This is a genomic window from Arthrobacter sp. sptzw32, assembly GCF_059089735.1.
In genome coordinates this window covers 278,962-305,443 of the sequence record NZ_JBNHEZ010000004.1, presented here as the reverse complement: position 1 = coordinate 305,443, position 26,482 = coordinate 278,962, and the positions used below count along the sequence as shown (strand labels likewise).

The window sequence follows — 26,482 nt, the reverse complement described above, 5'->3', positions numbered from 1 at the left end:
CGCGGAGTCATCATGCAGCAAATCTGCACGGTGATTTACAAAATCTTGCGCTTTTATTGCAGCTGTTGTGACCCTAGTCTCATCAAAGCTGTCCCGTGCGCGTAAAGGGTGCTTCGGTGGCCTAAAACCTGGGGAGGTATGGCCATCGAAGCACCGCTTTCGGGCTATGGGGCAGCGCCTGCAATTTTGCCGGACCAGTGCAAGGCCATCCGATTGGAAGGCTTTGCGCCCCACAACCAACAGGAGTGCCCATGTCAGGAAACAGAGCTGTCGCCTACAAAGAACCCGGTGTCGTCGAAATCATCGACACCGACTACCCGACGTTGGAACTCAAGGACGGGCCCGGCGTTAATCCGGCCAATGTGGGCAGAAAAGTACCCCACGGCGCAATCCTGCGCACAGTGACCACCAACATCTGCGGCTCGGACCAGCATATGGTGCGGGGCCGCACCACGGCTCCCAAGGACCTCGTCCTCGGCCACGAAATCACAGGCGAAGTGGTGGAAGTCGGCCCGGACGTGGAATTCATCAAGGTCGGAGACATCGTCTCCGTACCCTTCAACATCTCCTGCGGCCGTTGCCGGAACTGCAAGGAGCGCAAGACCGGCATCTGCCTGAACGTCAACCCGGATCGCCCGGGCAGCGCCTACGGATACGTGGACATGGGCGGCTGGGTGGGCGGCCAGGCGGAATACGTTCTGGTTCCCTACGCTGACTGGAACCTGCTCAAGTTCCCGGACCGCGACCAGGCCCTGGAAAAGATCATGGACCTGACCATGCTTTCCGATATCTTCCCCACCGGCTTCCACGGCGCCGTCACCGCCGGTGTGGGCGTAGGATCCACCGTTTACATCGCCGGTGCCGGCCCGGTGGGCCTCGCAGCCGCCGTGGGCGCGCACCTGCTCGGTGCCGCCGTCGTGATTGTCGGCGACATGAACGAAGACCGGTTGGCGCAGGCCCGCTCCTTCGGCTGCGAAACGGTCAACGTCTCCAACGGCGATCCGAAGGACCAGATCGAGCAGATCCTGGGTGTCCCCGAGGTGGATTGCGGCGTGGACGCCGTAGGGTTCGAAGCCCGGGGGCACGGCAAGGACGCCTCACACGAAGCCCCGGCCACCGTGCTGAACTCCCTGATGGACATCACCGCCGCTGGCGGGGCCCTTGGCATTCCCGGCCTGTATGTCACGGGCGACCCCGGTGGAATCGACGACGCCGCCAAGCACGGCTCCCTGTCGCTGTCCCTGGGCACCGGATGGGCAAAGTCCCTGTCCTTTACCACCGGCCAGTGCCCTGTTATGTCGTACAACCGCCAGCTGATGATGGCCATCCTGCACGACAAGGTCCAGATCGCCAAGGCAGTAAACGCCACAGCAATCCCGCTTGAGGATGCACCGCGCGGCTACGCCGAATTCGACGCCGGCTCGGCGACCAAGTTCGTGCTCAACCCGAACGGATACGTCAAGGCGTAGGACCCCACGTAAGTAGCAACCCGCCCTGGTGGCACGGGCCTTCCTGGCCCGTGCCACCAGGGCGCATCCACCCCCAGCATCAGCATCAGCATCAGCAAAGGTAGTCACATGACCCATCGCAACGAGCAAGAATCAATTGTCCGCCTTAGCAGCAACGGGAAGGAGCATGGTGACATCCAGCTGGAAGCATCGAGTCCCGTGACCGTTCGGCTCCAGCTGGATGGGGGCTGCAATTGCCAACATGGTGCCCAGAAACGCCCCGGTTCGTATGTTGACACCGACTTCGGCGTCCGCTGACAGCGGCTGCACCGGCCTTTCTGCATGAACGTCAAGGCCTGGTCCACATTCGGATAGGCCAGCAACCTTCGCTGCGCAGATGATCATGAGCACCATGCCCAGCTACACCCCAAACTGACAGTTGAACGCCCTCCAGCGTTACGGAAGATGCACTATCGGCGATTCCTCAGCGGGAATAGCCCCGTCCGCTGGCCCAAACGTTGATCAGCGAAAGGCCCCGCAGCATGGGGGACGCCGCGGGGCCTTCCTGGTCGTTTCGCAATTTTGGGGGATGTGCGAAACAACCGAGAAGCAAAACTACCGGCAGGTAACAAGTTCAGCAACTTGCATCTTTGCACGTCCGGCCTGCAGCTGTGCAGATATAAACCACCACTGCGGAGCTGGTTGGACATAACGTCAATGCCGCCCAGCGGAGCCGGCTGTGCCCGGTGGCTCTCCCCCAGGCCAAAGACCGACCCCGGCTCACACCTTGAAGTACTTCGCCTCCGGGTGGTGGAACACAAACGCGTCCGTGGACTGTTCGGGGTGCAGCATCAGCTCGTCGCTGAGGATTACGCCCATCCGCTCGGGTTTCAGCAGCTCCGTCACCTTGCGGCGGTCCTCCATGTCGGGGCACGCGGGGTAGCCGAGCGAGAACCGGGCACCGCGGTAGTCGAGCTTGAAATACCCTGCCGTGTCCTTCGGCTCCTCGGCCCCGAAACCCAGCTCCGTACGGATGCGTGCATGCCAGAACTCCGCAAGCGCCTCGGTGAGCTGCATGACCAAGCCGTTTAGCTCGTAATAGTCGCGGTACTGGTTCGCCGCGAACATCTTGGACGTGAACTCTTCGATCTTGGAGCCAGCGGTGACCAGCTGCACCGGGAGTACGTCGATCTGTCCCGACTCGCGGGACTTCACAAAGTCGGCCAGGCACAGGTGCCGGTCGCGGCGCTGGCGCGGGAAGTCGAAACGCAACCGGTCGGTGCCGATCGGACCGCCTGAACCACCGTCCGGGGCGAGGAGCCCCGCGGTGCCCAGGACGCCGTCGCGATCCTCCCCGTGGTGCAGCACCACCACCTGCTCCCCCTCGGAGACCACCGGGAAGTAGCCGTAGGCGACGGACGCGTCGAGCATTCCCTCGCCAAGGATGCGATCCAGCCAGTACCGCAGGCGCGGCCGGCCCTCGCGTTCCACCAGCTCCTCGTAGGAGGCGCCGTCCTCGCCGCGGCCGGGCTTGAGCCCCCACTGCCCCATGAACGTGGCGCGCTCGTCGAGGAACGCGGAGTAGTCGTGGAGCGAGACGCCGCGCACTATGCGCGTGCCCCAGAACGGCGGCGCGGGCACGGGGTTGTCGGAGGCGACGTCGGACCGGCCGGGCATTGCCTCCGGCTCGGTCACCGTGAACTTCGCGCCTCCCTTGTGGATGCGCTTCTTCAGCGGCGGGAGGCCGACGTCGTCCGGCGACTCGCCGCGGGCCACGCGCACCAGCGGCTCCATGAGGGCCAGGCCCTCGAAGGCGTCCTTGGCGTACCTGACGACGCCGTCAAACTGCTCGGCCAGGTCCTGCTCCACGTAGGCGCGGGTCAGGGCGGCGCCGCCCAGGATCACGGGCCACTTCTTGGCCAGGCCGCGGGACTGCAGCTCGGCGAGGTTTTCCTTCATCACCACAGTGGACTTCACCAGCAGCCCGGACATGCCGATCACGTCCGCGTTGTGTTCCTCGGCCGCGGCCATGATCTCGGCGATGCCCTGCTTGATGCCGATGTTGACTACCTTGTAGCCGTTGTTGGTGAGGATGATGTCCACCAGGTTCTTGCCGATATCGTGCACGTCGCCGCGGACGGTGGCGATCACCATGGTGCCCTTGCCGGACGAGTCCGACTTCTCCATGTGCGGCTCGAGCAGGGCGACGGCATTCTTCATCACCTCGGCGGACTGCAGCACGAACGGCAGCTGCATTTCACCGGCACCGAAGCGTTCACCCACCACCTTCATGCCCTCGAGCAGGTGGTCGTTGATAATGCCGAGCGGGGTCAGGCCCTCACTGCGGGCCAGGTCCAGGTCCGCCTCGAGGCCCTTGCCCTCGCCGTCGATGATGCGCCGTTCCAGGCGTGCGCCGGTGGGCAGCGCCGCGAGTTCGGCGTCGCGCTGGTCCTTGAGCGCCGCGGTGTCGACGCCGGCGAACATGTCCAGCATGATGGCGAGCGGATCGTAGGTGGTGTTGCCGTCGGCGTCGTACTCGCGGCGGTCCCAGACGAGGTCCAGTGCCACCTTGCGCTGCTCCTCCGGCAGTGACGCGAGCGGGACGATCTTGGCGGCGTCGATGATGCCGCTGGTCAGGCCCGCTCGCACGGCCTCGTGCAGGAACACGGAGTTTAGGACAACGCGCGCTGCCGGGTTCAGGCCGAAGGACACGTTGGAGACGCCGAGCGTGGTGTTGATGCCGGGGTACTTCGCGGTGATCTGGCGGATGGCCTCGATGGTTTCGATGCCGTCCCGGCGGGTCTCTTCCTGGCCGGTGGCGACGGGGAAGGTCAGGCAGTCGACGATGATGTCCTCGACGCGCATTCCCCATTCGCCCACCAGGGCGTCGACCAGGCGCGAGGCGATGGCCACCTTGCCCTCGGTGGTGCGTGCCTGGCCCTCTTCGTTGATGGTCAGGGCGATCACGGCGGTGCCGTGTTCCTTCACGAGCGGCATGATGCGCGCGAAGCGGCTGTCCGGGCCGTCGCCGTCCTCGTAGTTGACGGAGTTGACCACCGGGCGGCCGCCGATGTGTTCGAGCCCGGCCTGAAGTACGGCCGGTTCGGTAGAGTCCATGACCAGCGGGAGCGTGGAGGCCGACGCGAAACGCGAGACGATCTCCTTCATGTCGGCCACGCCGTCGCGCCCCACGTAGTCAATGCAGACGTCCAGCAGGTGCGCGCCGACGCGGATCTGCTCGCGGGCGATGTCCACGCAGTCGTCCCAGCGCTCTTCGAGCATCGCCTGGCGGAACGCCTTGGAACCGTTCGCGTTGGTGCGTTCGCCGATGGCGAGGTAGGAGGCGTCCTGGTCGAAGTTCACGTGCTGGTAGAGGGAGGCGACGCCGGCTTCCCGCTCGGTGGGGACGCGGGCGGGGCCGTTGCTGGCCTTCGTCTCCTGGTTGCGGAAGGGCGCAAGGCGTTCGACGACGGCGGCCATGTGCTCCGGCGTCGTACCGCAGCAGCCGCCCACCAGGCCCAGGCCGAATTCGCGCACGAACTGCTCGTGCGCGGTGGCGAGTTCGGTGGGCGAGAGCGGATAGTGCGCGCCGTTGGCGCCAAGGACGGGCAGGCCGGCGTTGGGCATGCAGGCGATGGCGACGGAGGACTGCTTGGAGAGGTGGCGGAGGTGCTCGCTCATCTCGTCCGGGCCGGTGGCACAGTTCAGGCCGATGGCGTCGACGCCGAGCGGCTCGAGCGCGGTAAGAGCGGCGCCGATTTCGGATCCCATCAGCATGGTTCCGGTGGTCTCGACCGTCACCTCCACGAAGATGGGGAGCCGGATGCCGCGGGAGACGATGGCCTGCTTGCAACCGTTGACTGCGGCTTTGGTCTGCAGGAGGTCCTGGCTGGTTTCGATGAGGAACGCGTCCGCACCGCCGTCGATGAGGCCCTCGGCCTGCAGGGCGAAGGTCTGCTTGAGGTAGTCGTAGCTGGTGTGGCCGAGGCTGGGGAGCTTGGTGCCCGGGCCCATGGAGCCGAGGACCCAGCGCATGCGGCCGTCTGCTTCTTCGGCGGCTTCCGCGCGTTCCCGGGCGATCTTCGCGCCCTTCAGGGCGAGCTCAGCGATGCGGTCGTCGATGCCGTAGTCCGAGAGGTTGGACCAGTTGGCGCCGAAGGTGTTGGTCTCCACGGCATCGATGCCGGTGGCGAAGTAGGCGTCATGGATGTCCGCGATGACGTCCGGGCGGGTGTCGTTGAGGATCTCGTTGCAGCCCTCCAGGTTCTGGAAGTCCGTTTCGAGCTGCAGGTCCCGGCCCTGGAGCATGGTGCCCATGGCGCCGTCGGCGATGACCACGCTGTGGTTCACGGCGTCCAGGAGCTCCTGCGCGCGGGCAGGGCGGGGCACGGACTCGATGTCGAGCGCAAAACGGGGCATCTAAACAGGTTACGGGCGTGGCGCCAAACGTTGCGCTGTGTGTCCGTGTACTACGGCGGCGGGTGGGCCTTCCTGAGACTTTCTCTAGTGGGCAGCTGATTTTCAGCGAGCCTCGGCTCCTACCACAGCGCGATATAGGATGGCGTTCAGGGCTTTGTCGTCCTAACCGACAACACCAGGAGGGGGACGTCATGGCAGTCCCAGTTGCCTCCGCTCTTGGGCTTCTAGAGCCGCAGCGTGGGAGGTCCTGAGTGCATGGTGGCGACCAGACCGTGCTTCGTCGCATTGGTCCTACTGACACCGACGCTCCTCCGCCGTTGCTGGATGTCGTATTTGTTCACGGTCTTGGTGGCGATGGGACTTCTACTTGGACGCCGGAAGGAAGCGCAGAGTCATGGCTTGAGTGGCTCGGCCAGGACATTTCGGCCATTGCAGTGTGGTCTCTGACCTATCCGGCTGGAGCTACTAAATGGACGACAGACGGCGAGGGCATGGCGCTGCCTGACCGAGCGGCAAATCTGATTCCGACGATGCTTTACTACGGCATTGGAACCCGTGGAACAGTCTTCGTCTGTCACAGCCTCGGTGGACTGATCGTTAAGCAGATTCTGCGTCACTCCTCAGAAATGGCGGTTCCGGAGTGGGCGCCCATTGCGGAGTCCACACTTGGTGTGGCCTTTCTAGCAACACCTCATGCTGGCTCGAGTCTTGCGTCCTTTGCGAAGTTCATGAAGCCTTCAAGGCCGACCCGGACCCTGCTGGCGTTGACTGCCCATTGTCCCCACCTAAAGGAACTCAGCGATTGGTACCGCCAAAATGCCCGCGGGCTAAGAATCCAGACTGCGGCTTACGCCGAGAGCCGGAGGATCAGGCGAGGAATCCGCTGGGTTACTGTCGTCACGACAACAAGCGCCAACCCCGGTATCGAAGATTGCATAACCACCAGCATCGACGCCGACCACATAGACATCTCGAAGCCCCTGAGTCGGGAATCAGACACCTATCGAGGCATCGAAACCTTCATCCGACGCCAACTCGCCCGGGAAGACTGCTCCCTCGGCACGGCGGAGTCCAACGGTGCACAAGTTGGATTACTGGTGGGGCCAGCCGAGCCGCCACCGGACCTTGTGCGAAAAATTCGCGAACTGCAAGCAATGCGGGACCTGGAGCTACTTGACCCTTTTGAGGTCAGCACTCTGAAGATGGGCATCCTCAACAGGCACTACGGAGTAGACGATGAGTAATCCAAGCGGAACAGGACGGGAACCAACGCTGCCCATCCGAAAGAGGACCTTCGACGTTTTTATTTCGCACGCTCGACAAGACTCGAGCATTGCAGTTGCTCTGGCCGACGCTTTAGAAGCGCGCGGCTTCACAGTCTGGCACGCGACGAAGCTCGGTGTTGATGAACCACTTCAAACTATCGAGCGTGCGTTGCAATCTTCAGGAGCCCTTGTCGTACTCCTCTCAACGGCTTCTATGTCCTCCCCATTTATCACACGCGAGATCGATTTGGCGTTGAAGTTCTTTCCGCCAAACGCTGTCATTCCTATTGCTGTTGGAAACGTTGACATCCACACGACGCCAGCATGGTTATCGACGCGCAGGTGGCTCCATCTACGAGACCGGCTCCGTGTTGACCGGCTTGTCGACCAGCTTTTGCCCTCTATCGATGCCGCCACAGAAGGAAATAGCAGCGACGAGGGAAGTGTCAGAACTTATGGGGACTTGCCGCCCCGTAGCCCCCTAGTTGGTGTTGATAAACACTTGAACCGGCTTAGGGCTCAGACCACGGGCATGACGTTCCTATTGGGAGCAGCTGGAACGGGCAAAACGATGCTCGCTCGCGAATACGCTTTCCGCATGCGTAACACCGCGCAGTTTCTTTGGTGGTTTCGGGAAGGGAACACTTCTCATGGCGAGCTTGGGCAGCAACTGCAACGCATCAATGACGAGTTCATTCCTGGTGAACGGAGCCTGATCATCGTCGACGATCTCAAAGATTCAGCCGAAATGCCCGTCATCATGTCGGAGCTCGGACGATTAAGCCGTCGGCATCAAGTAATCATCACCGCCAGGCGCCTCCCAGAAGCAAAAATCTTGCACCACTGGAACCCTACTTTGCTGAATTTGGGTCCAATGTCTTTGGCAGATGTTAACCAATACCTCGACATTTTCATGCCGGAGCTCCCCCCGCAGGAGCGGTCAGAAGTGGTACGTATTGCTAATTCGACCGGCGGGTCCGCCTTTGCTTTGCGTTTGATCACCCAAGTACTACAAACTCACACCCTCGAAGTGCTGAATGCTTCATCGACAGATAACGGGATCATCGAAGCCAGTGTCCAGCTGCTGCTGCGGCGTCTCACTGGGAAACAACGTCGTCGCCTAGACGTGCTGTCGTTTTGTTCAGGATTTTTTTCTCTAGTTCGAACCGACAAGCAATGGATCATAGAAGGGGACGACTCGCTATTTTCTCGCCTCATCGACTGGGGATTATGTGCGGCAGAAGGTGACGGTACTGTGCTTTTTCCACAACTCGTCTTGGACTCTCTGCGCACGAGTGCTTCGCGTGGAGCCCTAGAGGAGGCTCTTGCATACCTTGCACCGCGGCTTCCGGATCCCAATGATCCACACTCGCAGAAGTACTTGAGCGGTGTTGCTGAATTAACTGAACTCGCGGACCTAGATTGGGGCCCGAATACCTCAGGAAACCTTGCGGAGTTGCTGATCTGGCAGGCATCGCTTTGGCTAGCCATGGGAGAGCCAGAACGCGCCGACATGGTGAGTTCGAGGGCTCTCACCATGGCGAACGAGTCCGGCCAGACGCTCCTGCGCATTAGAGCATTGAATCTACAATCAGCTTTGGCGTTCGAGCGCGGACGCATCGATGAAGCAAGCGCCATTGAGATACAAACAGCAGACATCGCCGTGAACGAACTAGGATCCAACCACCCCATTGCAATCTCCGCGCTGGCCAATCTCGCAACTACCCGCCGCGCGCAAGGGGACCTCCCCGAGGCGATAGCTTTGCTCCGGCGGGCATTGACGCTTGGACAACGCATCCTTCCGGCTGACCATCCAGACCTTACGGCTGCTCAACTAAACCTAGCAGTCTGCCTTCGTGACGCTGGCCTAGCGAAGGAGTCGCTTGAGCTGCTGAACCAGGCCGTCCAACATGCGACCGACCAACGGGTACGGTTCCAAGCGCAGCAGACTCGTGCAGCCGTACTCATGGACGTCGGCAGGCCAGTGGAGGCAGCAGCGCTGCTTTCAGAGGCTCTCCAGAATATGGAGTATAGGGGTCTTTCCGCCACCACAGAAGCACTCACTGCACGAACGAAGCTAGCCATGATCTATGCCCGTACTGGAAGGCTTGAGCAGGCCCTCGCACTCCAAAGGGAGGCAATTGAACAGCTTGACGTTATCTCCGGCCCCGATCATCCTGCAACGTTGTCAGCCCGAAACGGCTACGCCGGATTTCTTGCCGAATCAGGATCCCTTGCTGACGCCTTTCGGTTGTGGTCAGACGTGGCAACTAGCCGTGCTCGCGTCCTCGGGCCGGAGCACCCCGACACACTACAGTCTTTGTTGCGAGTTGCGGCCGCAGCTGGGGCACGAGGAGATAGCACTGGGGCCCTCAAGGTTTACGCAGATCTCTTGGAGCGCGTTGTCCGGGTGCTAGGTCCGAACCACTCAACAAGCTACACAGTACGTGAAGAGTATGCGCGCGAGCTTAGACGCGGTGGTGATGCCGAGGGGGCAAACCGCGCCTATAGGGAGCTTCTGGCGGACATGGAAACAATTCTGCCCTCCGACCACCCAGCAATCAGGCGCGTCGCCGCCGCTGCGCACGAGTACTAAGCACAATTTCTATGGCTTAGCAAGCATTGCGGATTTAACTGACGATCGGGCTGCTGCCTTCGGGGCACCTCATGTTTCAGCACCCAGGTCAATGATGGGATTGAGAAAGCTTTTGGTCTGAACGATAAGGGGGCCCTGATTGGCATTTATCCGCAAGTTGGAGAGCTAGCTACCAGCAAGCGGACGAACCTTCCGATTCTGTTGCCCTCGGTATCGAAGTTGTCCTTGGGATCGGTCACGGTGACGAAGGGACCTATGAACGCCTCGGTTTGATCCCGCCAGTTGGTGCTCACGAGGCTGTCACGCCGCCAGCGGCCGCAGTATGGACCTCACGGGAGCACTTCGACCATCGGATAGTCGATTCCGTTGTGGATTGGGCAATTCAACTGACAAGCGAATCCATCAGGTTATATGGGTTCCGTTGTGTCCCCTCTGCTGCCGCGTTCTCAAAGATGAGGGAGTTGCGTGCACCGAAGCTCCTACGTTACTCCGGTTGGGCAGCCGCCTCCGGAGATTGGGATCGTGATTGCTGCCCGGGGACGGGTCAGAAACCGGTTGTATTTGACGACGCCCTGCTTGTAAACGGCGGAACGTCCGAGCCGGCGTTTGCCAGCGGGGCGGAACGGTTGCGGCCATGTATTGCTGTCAGCAGCGGCTACCGAGTGACGGCCGAATCGTCAGCCTCAGGTTGAGGGTCTGATTTCTCAATTTCTGCCGGGCTCCGCCGTCGCTCCTCGATGCCTTGGGCAACGTGCAGGATGGTCTCTTCGACGGTGCCCCCGATCGCTTTGGGGACCGAGGCCACTCCTTCGGCCACAGCAGCGGCGGTGACTGCCACGGCGCCCCCAGCTTTCTGGCCCAGGCGGATTACGGTTTCGTGCCATTGTGTACGCTCGATGGACTCTGGTTCCGGCAAGCCAAAGCTTAAGCTGAAAATTCGCAACAATCGCTGCATTTCCTCGGCGGCAGTGTAAAGCTTGGGCATTTCCAAGGGATTGGTAATGCGGGTGAAAGTATCTACGTCCACCGCCTTAGAAATGGCGTCTGACAAGTTTTTCATGGCCGTGCTGGTGGTGGTCATGCGCCGCTCGCGCGCCTTGGCGATATGCCGCTCATGAGCCGGGGAGTCCGACCCGTCCTGCACACTTCGGACTGCCTCGAGGGCGTCCATGCGAACCATGTTTGTCAGGGCCACCGCCGCAATAACCAGCCAGTGCTTCAGTTCGCCCTTTGCCGCGGTCTCAGCATTATTGACCCGCTTGCCAAAGTTTTTGACGGTAAGACTGTCGGCAATCGTGTTCAGGTGGTTCAGTGCGACGGCGTGAGCCTGGGCAAGAGCCGCCGCCTGCCCCGACACCTGGTCCCATAGAGCATCGTTCAGCCGCCCCGTCTCCTCGAAGTATCCAAATGCCTTGTCTAGGACGTGGGTCGTTCCCTGTACGTTGCCGAGCGCCTCGTCACGGTTATCCCGGACGATTGTGTCCAGCTTCGCGTCCACAGCCTGAACAAGCGTATCGAGGTCTTTGAGGGCCACGCGGATCGCCAAAGTCGCGGCCATGAGCTGCACGTTCGCGGCCGCGGCAGGGTTGACTGGAGAAGAGCTCACCAGTTCGATGATCGTGTCAATCCTCCCATCTGACTGTCGTAGCACCCCGCTGACAATCCCGAGCTTTTCCTCGGTGGAACCGACGAGTTCCAGAAATCGAGCGTAGGACTCGGGAGTCATGTGGAAGGAGTTGCCCGGGATATTTGCCGACATCGCCATCGCAACCGCCCCAGCCAGGCCGGCGAGGAGATCAGCCACCCCTGACCCCAAGTTGCCACGGTCCTCTGGCTTGACATCCAACTTGCGGAAAAGCTCCGCAATGGCTGTCGGATCGCCCGCCACCAAGGCATTCTTGCCGTCAACATACAGGGAAAGCTCGTGGTCGTTGTCACTCATTTGAACATCTTCACACATCCTTCCGACGCAGCACGGTGACGCGGCCCCGGAGTCTCCATCACCCATCGATCGCCCACCAAGCCACCCTCGCCAATACAATGCAAGGGCAAGTACGTGCGTGATCAATTGAACGCTGCACGGCAATGGGGGCGCCGACGGCGAGATGGGCTAAAGTCAGCACACCCCACTGCCCGCGGCACAGAAAGTGGGAACAGTGGCCGGCAACAACAACGCCAACCTGGTGTGGAGCATCGCGAATATTCTGCGGGGCACCTACAAACCGGCCCAGTACGGCTCGGTGATCCTGCCATTCACCATCCTGCGCCGCCTGGATTGCGTCCTCGAAAAAACGAAGGTTGCCGTCCTGCAGGAAGCCGAGGCCAAGAAGGACTTGAACATCCCGCTGGACGCCTTCTTGCAGAAGGCATCGGGCCACAGCTTCTTCAACACCTCCAAGTTCAACTTCACCAAGCTCCTGGATGACCCCACCAACATCAAGGCGAACATCCTCAACTACGTCCAGGGCTTCTCGGAGAACACCCGGGACATTTTCGAGCGCTTCGAGTTCTACAAGACGCTCGAGAAACTCGACAGCTCGGACCTGCTCTACCACGTCACCAAAGACTTCGCGGCGATCGACCTCCACCCGGAGACCATCAGCAACATCGAGATGGGCCTCATGTTCGAGGAACTCATCCGCCGCTTTGCCGAAGCCTCCAACGAGACCGCCGGTGAGCACTTCACCCCGCGCGAGGTCATCCAGCTCATGGTCCAGCTCCTGCTCAACTACGACGACGACGTCCTCACCAAAGAGGGCATCGTCCGGTCCATTTACGACCCCACCGCTGGAACCGGCGGGATGCTCACCGTCGCCCAGGAGCACCTCCACGCTCTGAACCCAAGCGCCTCCCTCGTCGCGTACGGCCAGGAAATCAACGACGAGTCCTACGCCATCTGCAAGTCCGACCTGCTGATCAAGGGCCAAGACATCTCCAAGATCTCCGTCGGCGACACCCTCGCCAACGACCAGAACATTGGACAGCAGTTCGACTTCATGCTCTCCAACCCGCCCTTCGGCGTGGAGTGGAAGAAGATCCAGCCGCAGATCCAGAAGGAACATGAACTCCACGGCTTCGACGGACGCTTCGGCCCGGGCCTCCCCCGCGTCAGCGACGGATCCCTGCTGTTCCTCCTTCACCTGGTCCGCAAGATGCGCCCGGCGCACGACGGCGGGTCCCGCATCGGTATCGTCCTGAACGGCTCGCCACTGTTCACCGGCGGCGCCGGCTCGGGCGAGTCCGAGATCCGCAAGTACCTGATCGAGAACGACTTCGTGGAGGCCATCATCGCACTGCCCACGGACATGTTCTACAACACCGGCATCGCCACCTACATCTGGATCCTCTCAAACAGCAAGAAGCAGAAACACCCCGAGCGCGTCGGCAAGATCCAGCTCATCAACGGCGTCGACTTCTTCCAGAAGATGCGCAAGAGCCTCGGCTCCAAGCGCAAGGAGCTCGGCCCCAAGGACATCGCGAGCATTGTTCAGCTTTACGGTGCTTTCGAGGACGACGGCAAGACCTCAAAAATCTTCAACAACCGGGGCTTCGGCTACTCCACCATCACGGTCGAACGCCCGCTCAAGCTCAACTTCGCCTTTACGGCCGAACGGATCGAAGTCGTGCTGGCGCAGAAGCCGGTGGAAAAGCTGTCCGACGACGACCGGCAGCTTCTCGAGAAGACGCTCACCCGGGTCGGCGAAGACGAAACGAAGCTATGGAAGAACCGTGAGGCTTTCCTCAAAGTCCTCAAGCCGGCCCTCGCCAGCGCCGACCTCAAGCTCGGCGCCCCAATCCTGAAAGCCGTTCTCTCGGGACTATCCGAACGCGACGAGACCGCCGATGTCTGCAAGGGGCCCAAGGGAACACCCGAAGCAGACACGGACCTGCGCGACACCGAAAATGTGCCGCTCGGTGAGGAAATTCAATCCTACTTCGAGCGGGAGGTCCTCCCGCACGTCCCCGACTCCTGGATCGATGAGTCAAAGACCAAGGTCGGGTACGAGATCCCGTTTACGCGGCACTTCTACAAGTACGTCGCGCCCAGGACACTGGAGGAGATCGACGCCGACCTCAACAAGCTCATCTCCGAGATCACGACGCTGCTCGCCGAGGTCGAACAGTGACTGTGACAAGCCAATGGGCATCAAAATGGCCAATCGGCAGACTCAAGAATGTATTGGCCGCCCCGATAACCGACGGACCTCATTCAACACCGGAATTCATCGCGGAGGGCGTCCCCTTCCTCTCAGTAGACGCCATTCAAAACGGTGAACTTGTTTTTGACGGGTGCCGTTACGTCTCCGTTGACGACCACACCGATTTTTCCCGCAAGGCTCGCCCACGTATGAACGACCTCCTGATGGGAAAGGCCGCATCAACCGGAAAGATTGCTCGAGTCAAGACGACGGCGGAATTCAGCATCTGGTCACCGCTGGCGCTCATTCGCATCGACGAAACCGTGGCAGATCCGGGTTTCATCGAATACTGCCTCAAGTCGCCTGAATGCCAATTTGAAATTGACGGTTACTCTAATGCCAACACGCAGAAGAACATAGGCATGGGAGACATACCGAGAATCAGCCTGCCACTCCCGGCCCTCGAAGTACAGAACGCAGCCGCCCGCTTCCTCGATCGCGCGACGGCCCAGATCGACGAGCTGATCGGCAAGCAGGAGCGGCTCATCGAACTGCTCGCCGAAAAGCGCCAGGCCATCATCACCCACGCCGTCACCAAGGGCCTCGACCCCGCTGCCCCCACCAAGCCCTCCGGCATTACCGGGCTCGGCGAAGTCCCTGCGCATTGGACCGAAAAACCCATGTGCCACTTCATGACGGGCCGAGTCGACTATCGCGGCGCGACCCCTCAGAAGACTGATCATGGCGTCTTCCTGGTGACTGCCAAGAATGTGCGCAAGGGTTTTATTGACTACGCTGCTTCCTCCGAATACATAGCGCAGGAGGACTACGGCAGCGTCATGAGCCGCGGAATTCCTGCTGTGGGCGACATCCTAATGACGATGGAGGCGCCGCTTGGAAATGTCGCCCTCGTTGACGACCCGAACATCGCTCTTGCTCAGCGCGTCGTCAAATTCCGTCCCGCGAACGAGCTGATTCCAGGATTTGCTGCTTATACAATGAACTCTCCGTACTTTCAGAGTCAGCTGGAAGCGCGGGCTACAGGGTCCACGGCCCTGGGGCTCAAGGCCAGCAAGCTCATAGAGCTTCGTCTTGCGGCGCCGTCGGGCGCAGAACAGCAGCGGATCACTGACTATCTCGACTCAGCCACGGGGCGCATCGACGCCTTAGTGCGCAGGTCGCAGGCCGCCGTGAAACTGTTGATGGAACGCCGCTCCGCCCTGATCTCCGCCGCCGTCACCGGCAAAATCGATGTCACTAACGAAGGAGTTGCGGCATGAGCACGGTATTCAAGCCAGTTGGATGGAAGGTCCAAGGCCTTGTGGACTCCGTAGAATCAGGGGTCGTTCAGCTGCCCGACTTACAGCGGCCCTTTGTGTGGCCTAAGTCGAAGATCCGAGACCTGCTCGACTCCATGTATCGCGGCTACCCTGTCGGCGAGCTGATGTTCTGGAACGTCTCGCAGGAAGACTCGTCCCGAACGATCTCGGGTGCCACGGGACGGATCGGCGCGCATCAGATCATTGACGGTCAGCAGCGGCTCACCAGTCTGTATGCCGTTTTCAAGGGAGCGGCTGTCCGGGACGCGGACTACAACTCGAAAACCATGTCAATCGGTTTCAATCCGGTCACGGAAAAATTTGAAGTAACTAATACTGCCATCGAGAAATCCGCGGATTGGATAGGGAACGTGTCGGAGTTCTTCGATAACCCCTTCAAGATCCGGCGATCATTCAAGAAACGCTACGAGGAAGCCCGCGGTGAGCTGACCGAGGAGATGGAGGAGCTCATCGAGGAGCGTCTCGGTCGACTCGATGGCCTGCGCAATTACGAGTTCACGGTCGTTGAGATCCAGCCTGACGCGGACAAGAAGGTTGTCGCTGACATCTTCGTCCGGATCAACTCAGAGGGAGTCAGTCTCAAGGCGTCGGACTTCATCTTGACGTGGCTCAGTGTTTTCTGGCCAGAGGGACGTGAGCGTCTGGAAAGCTTTGCGCGAGATTCGCGTCTCACACCTCAGCGGGTAAGCGAAATTGCGGGCCGGACCGTTTCCTGGACTCCGATAAACAATTACCTGGCGGTCGACGCTGGGCAGCTGGTGAGGGTCCTTGTCGCCGTTGGACAGAACCGGGCAAAGCTCGGCGACGCATACAACGCGCTCCAGGCCAAGGATCGCAGTACTGGCTTCGTCGTGCCTGAGCGGCAAGAGGCCGAACTGGCGAAGCTCCAGGCCGCACTGCCCGTCGTGCTCAAGGATCTGCACTGGACCGAGTTCATCAGATGCCTTGCCGTGGCCGGCTTCAAATCGCGAAAAATGGTCACTTCCGACATGAACATCTTGTCCAGTTACGCACTCTGGATACTGGGCCGAACCCGCTTCGGCGTGGATGTGACCACACTGCGGAACCTCATGGCCCGGTGGCTATTCATGTCCCAACTGTCGGGTCGCTACACCGGAAGCGCGGAAACCCAACTCCAGAAGGATCTGGACCGTTTGACGGCCATCCAGGGCAGTGATTCGAGCAGCTTCGTCTCAACGCTGGAGGCAGTCATTTCTGCCGAACTATCGGACGACTTCTGGACCCTGCGCATGCCGGACTCTCTCGTGACGTCGTCGTCCGCATTGTCCCCCGCGTACCAGACCTACCTAGCCGCACTGAATATTCTCGACGCGGACATGTTTATGCTGAGGAACAAAGTCCAACAGTGGATGGACCCGGCGCTGCCGGCGATCAAGGGGACCGAGGGGCACCATCTCAACCCTCGCAAATACCTCGAAAACGTCGTCGGAATTAAGGACCTCAAGAGGATTAACCAAGTCGCCAACTTCGCCCCGACCGACTGGAGCACCAACATCCTGATCTCCGACCGAGAGCCGGCCGAATACTGGCCGGCACTAGTTTCCGAACGCGGATTCAGTGGCGACGCCCTTCGGCAGCAGATGTTCTGGCATGCTCTCCCCGAGGATTGGGAAACGATGGGCTACGACGAATTCGTGCAGGAACGCCGGATCCTCATGGCCCAAGTCACGAGGGCCGGTTACGAACGGCTCAAGTCCGGCCAGTCGGTCGCCTCCCCCGCCATTCAGGTGATCGCACAGCCTGCCAGCCATGTTGACTCCGATGTTGCTGACCTCGTCGAAGCGGGCATCCTTTCGCCCGGTGATTTCCTCAGCCCCGCAGACGACTCCATCAGAATGCGGGCCGAGGTCACTGAAGACGGAGTTGTCGTCATTGATGGTCATGAGTTTTCCACGTTGGACGCCGCAGCCCATCACGCCGGCGCTGATAACATCCCCGGAGCGGAGTTTTGGCAGGTGGAAAACAACGAGGGCGAGCCGGTAGCGGTTCAAGGTCTCATGGATCGAGTTTCGCCATGAACGAATCTTCGCCCGCTCAAGGCGCAACGTATTACTTTCGCCACCGTAGCTGCGATTTGGAAGGTCGCCTAGTCGGTGAGAAGATGCTCGTCGCCGCAGGCTCGTCGGCCCGGGCCGAGGCTAGGCCCGGCGCGCCTGAGACAAATCTGAGTCGCCGAAGCCAACTCATCTCGGACGGCGTCGCCGAAGTTCTTGGCGATCGATTTGTCCTGAAACAGGATTACATTTTCACGGGTCCTGGACAGGCAGTCGATTTGATGAACGGCGGTCATGTGCGGGAGCCACTAAAGCTGTGGTGTGACGCGGACGGAACATCACTGCAGGATATTCGTACCAACGAGTAGGGGACTCATTTTGGCGCAGCACAATGAAGTGACATTCGAGGACGAGATCTGCCAGGCCCTTGCCGCCGAGGGATGGATCTACGAGGCGCACCGCAAGGCCAGCGATCTGTATGACGCCACCCGCGCCCTGGTCCCGGACGATGTCTTCGGGTGGCTACAGGACACGCAGCCGGAGCAGATGGCAAAGGTCCTGAAGCCCACTGACTCCCCCGCCGAACACGACGTCGCAAAGCGGCTACTCCTGGATCGGCTGTGCAAGGTCCTGGACAAGCCGGCGGCCAAGGAAGCCGGCATGCTCTCGGTCTTGCGCACCGGGTTCAAGGACGTCGCCACGAAGTTCGAAATGTGCCAGTTCAAGCCGGCAATGGGTCTGAACCCGGAGACGCTGGAGCGTTACGGCAAAGTGCGCCTCCGGGTGATCCGGCAGGTCCACTACTCCACGGTAGACACCATGAAGAGCATCGACCTCGTCTTGTTCGTCAACGGCCTGCCGGTCGCGACCATTGAACTCAAAACGGACTTTACGCAGAACATCAACGATGCCGTCGAGCAGTACCGCAAGGACCGGCTGCCCCGGAATGGCAAGAACACGGACGAGCCGCTGTTGTCCTTTGGGCGCCGTGCCCTAGTGCACTTCGCCGTCAGCAACGACGAAATCCAGATGACTACTGAGCTCAAGGGCAAGGACACCTACTTCCTGCCCTTCAACCTCGGCAATGACGGCCACGCCGGCAACCCGGTCAACCCCAAGGGGTCGGCCACCAGCTACCTCTGGGAACAAGTCCTGCAGCGCGACTCCTGGCTGAACATCATCGGCAAATTCCTGCACCTGCAGATCAGCGACAAAACCAACCCCGTGACCGGCGAACGGGAAGTGCGCAAATCCCTGCTGTTCCCCCGCTACCACCAGTGGGACGTGGTCAACCAGCTCATCGAGACCGCCCGCGCCGAAGGTCCCGGCCATCGCTACCTGGTGCAGCATTCCGCCGGGTCGGGCAAGACCAATTCCATCGCCTGGACCGCGCACCAGCTCAGCTCCCTGCACGGCGCCGACAACGAGAAGATCTTCGACTCCGTCATCGTCGTGACCGACCGGACCGTGCTGGATGCCCAGCTGCAGGACGCGATCTACCAGATCGAGCACAAGTCGGGTGTCGTGGTTCCCATCCGCGGCAATGCCGGCTCCAAGTCCGCCGAACTCACGGCTACTCTGGTGGCCCGGACGCCGATCATCATCGTCACCATCCAGACCTTCCCGTTCGCGCTGAAGGCCATCGCCGAATCCCAGGCGCTAAAGGGCCGGAACTTCGCCATCATCGCCGACGAGGCCCACTCCTCGCAGACCGGGTCCACCGCGAACAAGCTGAAGAAGGTCCTGTCCGCGGAAGAACTGGCGGACGTCAACGACGGCGGCGAGTTCGACGTCGAAAGCTATCTGGCGGCCGAGATGGCCGAGCGTGCCGATGCCAAGAACATCAGCTACTTCGCCTTCACCGCCACGCCCAAGGCCAAGACCCTAGAGCTGTTCGGCCGCAAGGGTCCGGACGGGCTGCCGCAGCCGTTCCACCTGTACTCCATGCAGCAGGCCATCGAGGAGCGCTTCATCCTGGACGTGCTGCAGAACTACACCAGCTACAAGGTGGCATACCGGCTCACGCACGAGGGCCGGGACTACGACTCGGACGACGCCCAGGTGGAGAAATCCGAGGCGCTAAAGTCGCTGATGAACTGGGTGAAGCTGCACCCGTACAACATCAGCCAGAAGGTCCAGGTAATCGTGGAGCACTTCCGCGGCAACGTCGCATGGCGCCTCGACGGCAAGGCCAAAGCGATGGTGGTTACCGGCTCCCGAAAGGAAGCTGTGCGGTACAAGCTCGCTATCGACAAGTACATCCACGCCGCCGGCTACTCCGGCCTGGGCACCATGGTCGCCTTCTCCGGCGAAGTGAACGACGAGGACTCCGGTACCGAGGCGTTCACCGAGCTCAATATGAACCCCGGGCTCAAGGGCCGCACGCTGCCCGAGGCGTTCTCCACCGACGAGTACAAGATCATGTTGGTGGCCAACAAGTTCCAGACCGGCTTCGACCAGCCGCTGCTCGTGGCCATGTACGTAGACAAGAAACTCTCCGGCGTCTCGGCGGTGCAGACCCTGTCCCGGCTGAACCGCACCGCCGTGGGCAAGGATCAGACGTTCGTGTTGGACTTCGTCAACAATCCGGATGAGATCCTGGCGTCCTTCCAGCCGTACTTCCGCGAGGCCGCCCTGGAGGGCGTGTCCGATCCGAACGTGGTGCATGACCTGCAGGCCAAGCTCGACGCGGCGCAGATCTACCTCGAGTCCGAGGTCGATGGTCTGGTGAAGTCCTACGTGCTGGAGGCTGGCAACAGCGCCCTGTCCGGCTGGGTGGCGCCGGCGAAGTCGCGCTTTAACACCCGTTACAACGCTGCTGTGGCCGAGGGTGACAAGGCAGCCCAGGACGAGCTGGACCTGTTCCGGAAAGACCTCGGCTCCTTCGTCCGCGCTTACGACTTCCTCTCGCAGATCGTCGATTTCGCAGACACGGATTTGGAGAAGCGCTCGATCTACTACAAGCATCTCCTGCCGGTCCTCCGAGTCAACGACGCGAAGGTGGCACTGGACCTCTCCGGGGTGGTGCTTGCCAAATACGCGCTCAAGGACAAGGGCCAGGCCCAGCTGCAGCTTTCCGGCGAGGACGCGCTTTTGAAGCCGCCCACAGAGGTGGGCACTGGACAGGCAAAGGACCCGGTGCTCGCGACGTGGGAGGAGATCATCCAGCAGGCGAACCTTCCGTTCGAGGGTGAGGAACTTGACGCTGTAGCCCATTTTGTGGAAGGCGTCCGCAGAGAGCTGGTGAAGAACGAGACACTTCAGAAGCAGGCGCAGAATAACTCACGGAAACACTTCGGCAGCAGCCCACACTTGGAAAAGGCCGTCACGGACGCGGTGTCGAACTCCATGGACAGCCACTACAACCTGAGCCTCCAGGCGCTCGGAGACAAGTCGAAGATGGCCGCCTTGCTGAAGGTGTTAGGCGAGCTGGTTTACGAGGAGATGCAGGCATGAACGACGACGCACCTAAGGCACCCGAAGGTCTCGTCGGTATTACCCCAAACCTTTCTGAGGTGCTAAGAAACTTTGTTGACACAGCGCGACCCGATATAAAAAAGCTGATTTCGAGTCAATTCTCCGGTTCAGGCGGCCTGACAACATTTCATATACGCGACACGTTTCGGGCACTGAGTAATGCGCAGGACTTCCAAAAAGTTATCGAAACTCCAACTATCTATTCCCCCGAATTAAGATCTCCTGCCAGTTATTTCGAACGGGACGAAGTGGAAGTGGAGAGCTTTGATGATCTTAATAAGCAGATTGCGGCCCTGATTAACAAAGTTGACGATCTGCCACTAGTTTGGCGCGGCGCGCAAAATGCGTCATGGGGCCTCTACAGCTCACTATACCGGCACCTAATGAAGCAAAATGGTGTAAAGATGCCGCATGAACGACCAAAGCAGGCCCAAAACTTTCCGACTGAAGAACAGATGGTCCGCGCCGAAGCCCGGATACTGGAAGTTGCCCGCGATGAATGGAGGATGGATGGCACGCCAGCACTAGAAGTTTTTGCCAAGCTTCAGCACTACGGTGCCCCGACTCGCCTGCTCGATGTGACGCGGAACCCGTATATTGCGGCATGGTTTGCCGTTGAAGAATCCGAGGAAAACGATTCTGACGATGCTCGTCTTTTTGCCCTTGCTACACGACCGGTTCAGCGCTCTGACGATGTTGAGATTGAGGCCGGCACTCAGATTCGTCTGGATGAAATAGGCGGTGGTTACGATCCTTTTTGGCACCTGCTAACGACGAGCTCCGCCCGCCAGGAGTTCGATTGGGGAACCGGTGCTCGTCGCCGCTTTTGGGTGCCCCCGGCATATGACGCAAGAATAGTCGCACAGAACGCTGGATTTATCTTGGATGCTGTACCCATGGTCACGCAGAAAACTGCCTCATCATTCCGCCGGCCAACTCCGGAACAAAAGTTCTGGACGAAGAACGACCTTTTGGCGAGCGCCTCAATATATGCGAAGACTTATCCCCCTCACCGTAAACCTCAAGCAACCCTAAGACGCTTCTCGCCCACCTTCACGTTTCGGATCACGTCAAAAGCAAAAGCAGAAATTAGAAAGGTCTTGGAAGAAAGATTCAGTTACCGTCGTTCTACAATTTATCCGGATGTCGCTGCGTTGGCAGGCTTTCTAAGAGCGACCAACGGCATTTACGACTAAGGGGACGTTGCCACGCATCCTTTAGCACCTTCCATATCCGCGAGCCCAGTTGGCGCCGCGCACCGAGGCGATGTCGACGCCGTCGAGTTTTATCTGGCCCGCATCAATCCATTAGAATCAGGTTCACCAGGGTCCTCTTGCCCGCCCCGGCCGGGCCAACAATAACCGTCTGCCCGGGCTCCGCAGTCCTACTGCATTGGTCATACGGATCTTGTCGCTTCCACATCCCTCCGGGCTTTTTCGACAAAACCATCCACCTCTTCTCGACACACCTCACCCAGACGGTTTAGTTCTTCCCGGTGTTCTACATCCTTTAGGTGCGTGATCCGGTCTAGGACTCGACGCCCCATTTTCCCCAGTTGCGGATCGCTGGTGACCAGGCGGACGCCATAGTAAGCCGACCATGCGGCGCTACGAGCCCTGTGCACATCGTCATCGTCTGTCGGCTCCTGTAATCGGTGGTCTTCAAACCACTGGTCCATTACGGCCCGCCGGTAGTCCATGGCACAGCTGGCAAACAGCTTGTATGCCTCAATTCGAGACTCGTGCAACCGCATAGAAACAGCATTCCTGCGATCAAGAACGTAGGTCAGGAAGCCACCGAGTAATACGCCGGCAAGGCCACCGAGGAGGCCGGTAGTCGCAGCATCCATGCGGTCAAACTAGCAGCAGAATCTCGGCCAGGAAAGAGGTGTGGGTGTCAATCCTGTCCGTGAGCTTCTAGGAAATGACGCCACGACTTTCCTCATTACTGTGGAGCCGAGTTCCCAATTTTCGGCCCGGTTACATCAAACCTCCGCCACCGGAGCCGCGAACTGCGCTTCATACAGCCGCGCATAGGGCCCGCCAGCAGCCAACAATGAAGCGTGCGTTCCCTGCTCCACGATCTGGCCGGCTTCCATCACCAGGATGAGGTCGGCGTCGCGGATCGTGGACAGACGGTGGGCGATCACAAAGGAAGTCCGGTCGGACCGCAGCGCACTCATCGCCTTCTGCACCAGCACCTCGGTCCGGGTGTCCACCGAAGACGTCGCCTCGTCCAGGATCAACACAGAAGGCCGCGCCAGGAAGGCCCGTGCAATCGTCAGCAGCTGCTTCTCCCCCGCGGACACGTTGGCACCCTCGTCGTCCAGCACCGTGTTGTACCCGTCAGGCAGTGACCGCACGAACCGGTCCACATACGTCGCCTTCGCCGCCTCCAGGATCTCGTCCTCAGTAGCCGAAGGCCGCCCGTACGCGATGTTGTCCCGGATCGTCCCGCCGAACAGCCACGTATCCTGCAGCACCATCCCCAGCCGCGAGCGCAGCTCCCGCCGCGGCACCGAGGTGACGTCCACGCCGTCGAGCGTTATCCGCCCGGCATCCAGCTCGTAGAACCGCATCATCAGGTTCACCAGCGTTGTCTTCCCCGCCCCGGTGGGCCCCACTATCGCCACCGTCTGCCCCGGCTCCGCCACCAAGGAAAGCCCGGAGATCAGCGGCTTGTCCGGCGAATACGAGAACGACACGTCCTCGAACACCAGCCGCCCCCGCCCAAAAACAGGCCCGGCAGAAGGGGCTGGCTCCACGGATTCCTCGTCCTCATCCAACAACGAGAACACCCGCTCCGCCGACGCCACCCCGGACTGCAGCAGGTTCGCCATGGACCCCAGCTGCGCCAGCGGCATAGTGAACTGCCGCGAGTACTGGATGAACGCCTGCACGTCGCCCAGCTGCATCGCCCCGGACGCCACCTGCAGGCCGCCCACCACCGCGATCCCCACGTACACCAGGTTCCCGATGAACGTCATGGCCGGCATGATCAGCCCGGATATGAACTGCGCCCCGAAGCTCGCGTCATACAGCTCCGCGTTCTTCTGCCGGAACCGCTCCTCCACCTCGCGCTGCCGGCCGAACACCTTCACCAGCGCATGCCCGGTGTACGTCTCCTCGATCTGCCCGTTCAGCTCCCCCGTGTTCTTCCACTGCGCCACAAACAGCTTCTGCGAGCGCTTGGCAATCAGCGCCGTGATCCCCAGCGTCAGCGGAATGGTCACCAGCGCGATCAGCGCCAGCGTGGGCGAGAGGATAAACATCATCACCAGCACGCCCAGCACTGTCAGCACGGATGTGACCGCCTGGCTGATGGTCTGCTGCAGGCTCTGGGAGATGTTGTCCACGTCGTTCGTGACCCGGCTGAGCAGCTCGCCGCGCTGGATCGAATCAAAATACCGCAGCGGCAGCCGGTGGATCTTCGCCTCAATCTCCTCGCGCAGCCCGAACACCGTCCGCTGCACCACCCCGTTCAGCACATACGCCTGCACCCACATAAACCCCGACGCCAGCACGTACAGCACCAGCGCCCACGTCAGCACACTGCCCAGCGCAGCGAAGTCGATCCCCTGCCCCGGCGTCAGGTCCATGGCACTGAGCATGTCCGCGCGCTGCCCCTCCCCGGACGCCCGCAGCTGCGCAATCACCTGCTCCTTGCTCACCCCGGCCTGCAGCTCCCGGGACACCACGCCGGCGAAGATCAGGTTGGTGCCCTCCCCCAGCAGCCGCGGCCCGATCACGGACAGAGCCACCCCGGCCACCGCCGTCGCGAACACCAGCAGCAACCACGCCCGCTCCGGCCGCAGCGTCCCCATCAGCCGCTTGGCCGACGGCCAGAAGTTCAACGCCTTCTCCGCCGGGACATTCATCCCCGCAAACGGGCCGCCGCGCCCCGGCCCGCCCGTGGGACGGGGAATGCGTACGACGGCGGCGCCTCCGGGTGCGGAGGCGGGTGCGGCCTTGGTGCCGGGTGCGGGAGAGGGTTCCGGGTTCATACCGTCTCCTCCGCCGCCAGCTGCGAGTTCACGATCTCGCGGTACGTCTCGGACGTCTCCAGCAGCTCACTGTGCATTCCGCGCCCCACGATCCTGCCGTCGTCGAGCACTAATATCTGGTCCGCGTCCACGATGCTGGACACGCGTTGGGCGATGATCACCAGCGTAGCGCCGGCGGTGCTGCGTTTCAGAGCCTGCCGGAGCCTGGCGTCGGTGCCGGTGTCCAGCGAGGAGAACGAATCATCGAAGATGTACAGCTCGGGCCGCTTCACCAGGGCCCGGGCGATGGCCAGCCGCTGCCGCTGCCCGCCCGAAACGTTGGTGCCGCCCTGGCTGATGGGCGCGTCCAGGCCCTCGTCCATCCGCTCCACGAAGTCCCGGGCCTGCGCGATCTCCAGCGCCTCCCAGAGCTCGTCCTCGGTGGCGTCCGGCTTGCCGTAGAGCAGGTTGCTGCGGACTGTGCCGCTGAACAGGTAGGGCCGCTGCGGGACCAGGCCGATGTGCCCCCAGAGCAGGTCCGGGTGCAGCTCGCGGACGTCCACGCCGTCGATCCGCACCGAGCCGCCGGTGGCGTCGAACAACCGGGGCATGAGGTTAACCAAGGTGGTCTTGCCGGAGCCGGTGCTGCCGATGATCGCCGTCGTCTGCCCTGCCTTGGCGGTGAAGCTGATCCCGGTGAGGACCGGCTGGTCGGCACCCGGGTAGGCGAATCCGACGTCGCGCATTTCCAGCTCGCCGTTCCGCACTTTCGTGGTGACGGGGCGTTCCGGCGGGCGGACGCTGGACTCCGTGGCCAGCACCTCGCCAATGCGGTCCCCGGAAACGACCGCGCGGGGGATCATCACGGCCATGAACGTGGCCATCATGACGGACATCAGGATCTGGATCAGATAGCTGAGGAACGCGATGAGTGTGCCCACCTGCATGGAGCCGTCCTGGATGCGGAACGAGCCGAACCAGATCACGGCCACGCTGGAGACGTTCAGGACCAGCATCACCACGGGGAACGCGAGCGCCATCAGCCGGCCGGCGCGGAGGGCAGTGTCCGTGACGTCCTCGTTGGCGCGGGCGAAACGTTCCGTCTCGATGTCCTCGCGGACGAAGGCGCGGACCACCCGGATGCCGGTGAGCTGTTCGCGAAGGACGCGGTTCACGGTGTCGATCCGCTTCTGCATCTTGCGGAACAGCGGCACCATCCGGACCGTAATCAGGGCCACCGCAACCAACAGCACCGGGACGGCGACGGCGATCAGCCAGGACAGCTGCACGTCCTGCCGGATGGCCATGATCACGCCGCCGATGCTGAGCATGGGCGCGGTGACCAGCATGGTGGCGGACATGAGGACCAACTGCTGGACCTGCTGGACGTCGTTGGTGGAGCGGGTGATCAGGCTGGGTGCACCGAATCTGGTGACTTCCTGCTCGGAGAACTCCCCCACCCTTTGGAAGATGGCGCCGCGCACGTCCCGGCCCACGCCCATGGCGGCCTTAGCCGCGAAGTACACGGCGATGACCGCGCATACGATCTGCAGCAGGGTGATCCCCAGCATCACGGCGCCGAGGCTGAGGATGTAGCCGATGTTCGCCTTGGCCACGCCCTCGTCGATGATGTCCGCGTTCAGGGTGGGCAGGTACAGGGACGCAATGGACTGCGCCAGCTGGAAAACCACGACGGCGGCCAGCAGCTTCCGGTGCGGCCGGACGTATTCAACAAGCAGCTTCCAGAGCATGGGCGGCTCCTGGTCCTCGGCGCTGGCCCGAAGGCTCACGGGACGTGATG

14 protein-coding genes are annotated in these 26,482 nt (G+C 61.3%); 9 read left to right on the top strand and 5 right to left on the bottom strand.

Annotated features, from left to right (window positions below):
• The first annotated feature begins 251 nt into the window (after window positions 1-251).
• Window positions 252-1,469 carry a formaldehyde dehydrogenase, glutathione-independent gene (fdhA, locus tag AC5RVN_RS10335; protein WP_494042150.1) on the top strand — a complete coding sequence of 406 codons (1,218 nt, stop codon included), beginning with the start codon at window positions 252-254 and terminating at the stop codon, window positions 1,467-1,469.
• A 759-nt stretch (window positions 1,470-2,228) separates the two neighbouring features.
• On the opposite strand, the gene metH is transcribed toward fdhA, so the two are convergent.
• On the bottom strand, window positions 2,229-5,867 hold the full coding sequence (gene metH, locus AC5RVN_RS10330; RefSeq protein ID WP_494137852.1) for a methionine synthase: 3,639 nt from the start codon (window positions 5,865-5,867) through the stop codon (window positions 2,229-2,231).
• Between the two features lie 317 nt (window positions 5,868-6,184).
• On the opposite strand from metH, the gene AC5RVN_RS10325 reads away from it, so the two are divergent.
• Both AC5RVN_RS10325 and AC5RVN_RS10320 read left to right on the top strand, forming a co-directional pair.
• Window positions 6,185-7,111 carry an esterase/lipase family protein gene (locus AC5RVN_RS10325; RefSeq protein ID WP_494137851.1) on the top strand — a complete coding sequence of 309 codons (927 nt, stop codon included), beginning with the start codon at window positions 6,185-6,187 and terminating at the stop codon, window positions 7,109-7,111.
• Window positions 7,104-9,728, top strand: coding sequence for a tetratricopeptide repeat protein (locus tag AC5RVN_RS10320; RefSeq protein WP_494137850.1), 2,625 nt, complete (start codon window positions 7,104-7,106; stop codon window positions 9,726-9,728). Before AC5RVN_RS10325 ends, AC5RVN_RS10320 begins: the two co-directional genes overlap by 8 nt.
• Before the next feature lie 655 nt (window positions 9,729-10,383).
• Here AC5RVN_RS10320 and AC5RVN_RS10315 read toward each other — a convergent pair.
• Window positions 10,384-11,670 carry a hypothetical protein gene (locus AC5RVN_RS10315; protein ID WP_494137849.1) on the bottom strand — a complete coding sequence of 429 codons (1,287 nt, stop codon included), beginning with the start codon at window positions 11,668-11,670 and terminating at the stop codon, window positions 10,384-10,386.
• Between the two features lie 214 nt (window positions 11,671-11,884).
• Between AC5RVN_RS10315 and AC5RVN_RS10310 the strand changes: the two genes are divergently transcribed.
• Genes AC5RVN_RS10310 through AC5RVN_RS10285 form a run of 6 tightly spaced genes read left to right on the top strand, consistent with a single transcriptional unit; the run spans window position 11,885 to window position 21,895 of the window.
• A complete protein-coding gene (locus tag AC5RVN_RS10310) occupies window positions 11,885-13,855 on the top strand; it encodes a type I restriction-modification system subunit M (protein ID WP_494137848.1) in 1,971 nt (656 codons plus the stop codon).
• Complete coding sequence (locus tag AC5RVN_RS10305; protein WP_494137847.1) at window positions 13,852-15,147, top strand: restriction endonuclease subunit S; 1,296 nt, start codon at window positions 13,852-13,854, stop codon at window positions 15,145-15,147. Before AC5RVN_RS10310 ends, AC5RVN_RS10305 begins: the two co-directional genes overlap by 4 nt.
• Entirely contained in the window at window positions 15,144-17,246 is a 2,103-nt protein-coding gene (locus AC5RVN_RS10300) for a GmrSD restriction endonuclease domain-containing protein (protein ID WP_494137846.1), read from the top strand. The genes AC5RVN_RS10305 and AC5RVN_RS10300 overlap by 4 nt, the downstream gene beginning before the upstream one ends.
• Complete coding sequence (locus AC5RVN_RS10295) at window positions 17,243-17,590, top strand: DUF4357 domain-containing protein (RefSeq protein ID WP_494137845.1); 348 nt, start codon at window positions 17,243-17,245, stop codon at window positions 17,588-17,590. Before AC5RVN_RS10300 ends, AC5RVN_RS10295 begins: the two co-directional genes overlap by 4 nt.
• 10 nt (window positions 17,591-17,600) lie before the next feature.
• On the top strand, window positions 17,601-20,678 hold the full coding sequence (locus AC5RVN_RS10290; protein WP_494137844.1) for a type I restriction endonuclease subunit R: 3,078 nt from the start codon (window positions 17,601-17,603) through the stop codon (window positions 20,676-20,678).
• Entirely contained in the window at window positions 20,675-21,895 is a 1,221-nt protein-coding gene (locus AC5RVN_RS10285; RefSeq protein WP_494137843.1) for an FRG domain-containing protein, read from the top strand. Before AC5RVN_RS10290 ends, AC5RVN_RS10285 begins: the two co-directional genes overlap by 4 nt.
• Before the next feature lie 200 nt (window positions 21,896-22,095).
• On the opposite strand, the gene kilB is transcribed toward AC5RVN_RS10285, so the two are convergent.
• The 3 genes from kilB to AC5RVN_RS10270 all read right to left on the bottom strand — a co-directional run bounded on the left by kilB (window position 22,096) and on the right by AC5RVN_RS10270 (window position 26,432).
• Window positions 22,096-22,548: a plasmid transfer protein KilB gene (kilB, locus tag AC5RVN_RS10280; protein WP_494137842.1), complete on the bottom strand. Its 453-nt coding sequence runs from the start codon at window positions 22,546-22,548 to the stop codon at window positions 22,096-22,098.
• 135 nt (window positions 22,549-22,683) lie between these two features.
• Window positions 22,684-24,702 (bottom strand): ABC transporter ATP-binding protein, encoded by a 2,019-nt coding sequence (locus AC5RVN_RS10275; RefSeq protein ID WP_494137841.1) that lies wholly within the window; start codon window positions 24,700-24,702, stop codon window positions 22,684-22,686.
• Window positions 24,699-26,432 carry an ABC transporter ATP-binding protein gene (locus tag AC5RVN_RS10270; RefSeq protein WP_494137923.1) on the bottom strand — a complete coding sequence of 578 codons (1,734 nt, stop codon included), beginning with the start codon at window positions 26,430-26,432 and terminating at the stop codon, window positions 24,699-24,701. The genes AC5RVN_RS10275 and AC5RVN_RS10270 overlap by 4 nt, the downstream gene beginning before the upstream one ends.
• Window positions 26,433-26,482 lie beyond the last annotated feature (50 nt).